At 51.3% G+C, this 1,804-nt stretch carries 1 tRNA gene and 1 rRNA gene; both read left to right on the top strand.

The features are described from left to right. Positions 1-128: 128 nt before the first annotated feature. A 16S ribosomal RNA gene (locus P7J49_RS11490) occupies positions 129-1,677 on the top strand. A gap of 53 nt (positions 1,678-1,730) precedes the next feature. Then, a tRNA-Ala gene (locus tag P7J49_RS11485) sits at positions 1,731-1,803 on the top strand. Position 1,804: the final 1 nt, after the last annotated feature.

The following is a 1,804-nucleotide window of genomic DNA, read 5'->3' as shown; positions in this document are numbered from 1 at the left end:
ACAAGACCTTTGAAAATTAAAGAAGACGAACCAAACGTGCAGGGTGATTTATCTAAGGATAAATCGTCAATGACAAAACAAAACAATAAAACGGAAAGCTAGCAATAGCTTGAGTTTGAATCAAAACTTTTTATGAGAGTTTGATCCTGGCTCAGGACGAACGCTGGCGGCGTGCCTAATACATGCAAGTAGAACGCTGAAGTCTGGTGCTTGCACTAGACGGATGAGTTGCGAACGGGTGAGTAACGCGTAGGTAACCTGCCTCATAGCGGGGGATAACTATTGGAAACGATAGCTAATACCGCATAACAGTATTTACCGCATGGTAGATACTTGAAAGGAGCAATTGCTTCACTATGAGATGGACCTGCGTTGTATTAGCTAGTTGGTGAGGTAACGGCTCACCAAGGCATCGATACATAGCCGACCTGAGAGGGTGATCGGCCACACTGGGACTGAGACACGGCCCAGACTCCTACGGGAGGCAGCAGTAGGGAATCTTCGGCAATGGGGGCAACCCTGACCGAGCAACGCCGCGTGAGTGAAGAAGGTTTTCGGATCGTAAAGCTCTGTTGTAAGAGAAGAACTGTGAGAAGAGTGGAAAGTTTCTCATTTGACGGTATCTTACCAGAAAGGGACGGCTAACTACGTGCCAGCAGCCGCGGTAATACGTAGGTCCCGAGCGTTGTCCGGATTTATTGGGCGTAAAGCGAGCGCAGGCGGTTTGATAAGTCTGAAGTAAAAGGCTGTGGCTTAACCATAGTACGCTTTGGAAACTGTCAAACTTGAGTGCAGAAGGGGAGAGTGGAATTCCATGTGTAGCGGTGAAATGCGTAGATATATGGAGGAACACCGGTGGCGAAAGCGGCTCTCTGGTCTGTAACTGACGCTGAGGCTCGAAAGCGTGGGGAGCGAACAGGATTAGATACCCTGGTAGTCCACGCCGTAAACGATGAGTGCTAGGTGTTGGGTCCTTTCCGGGACTCAGTGCCGCAGCTAACGCATTAAGCACTCCGCCTGGGGAGTACGACCGCAAGGTTGAAACTCAAAGGAATTGACGGGGGCCCGCACAAGCGGTGGAGCATGTGGTTTAATTCGAAGCAACGCGAAGAACCTTACCAGGTCTTGACATCCCAGTGACCGTCCTAGAGATAGGATTTTTCTTCGGAACACTGGTGACAGGTGGTGCATGGTTGTCGTCAGCTCGTGTCGTGAGATGTTGGGTTAAGTCCCGCAACGAGCGCAACCCCTATTGTTAGTTGCCATCATTCAGTTGGGCACTCTAGCGAGACTGCCGGTAATAAACCGGAGGAAGGTGGGGATGACGTCAAATCATCATGCCCCTTATGACCTGGGCTACACACGTGCTACAATGGCTGGTACAACGAGTCGCAAGTCGGTGACGGCAAGCTAATCTCTTAAAGCCAGTCTCAGTTCGGATTGTAGGCTGCAACTCGCCTACATGAAGTCGGAATCGCTAGTAATCGCGGATCAGCACGCCGCGGTGAATACGTTCCCGGGCCTTGTACACACCGCCCGTCACACCACGAGAGTTTGTAACACCCGAAGTCGGTGAGGTAACCTTTTAGGAGCCAGCCGCCTAAGGTGGGATAGATGATTGGGGTGAAGTCGTAACAAGGTAGCCGTATCGGAAGGTGCGGCTGGATCACCTCCTTTCTAAGGAAATGGAAACCTGCACGTCAGTCTTCTTTAATTTTGAGAGGTCTTGTGGGGCCTTAGCTCAGCTGGGAGAGCGCCTGCTTTGCACGCAGGAGGTCAGCGGTTCGATCCCGCTAGGCTCCAT

The sequence above is a fragment of the Streptococcus suis genome, from assembly GCF_046032515.1.
Taxonomy (GTDB): domain Bacteria; phylum Bacillota; class Bacilli; order Lactobacillales; family Streptococcaceae; genus Streptococcus; species Streptococcus suis_AL.
Note: the sequence above shows the minus strand (reverse complement) of the source record. Positions and strands in the feature narration are given on the sequence as shown.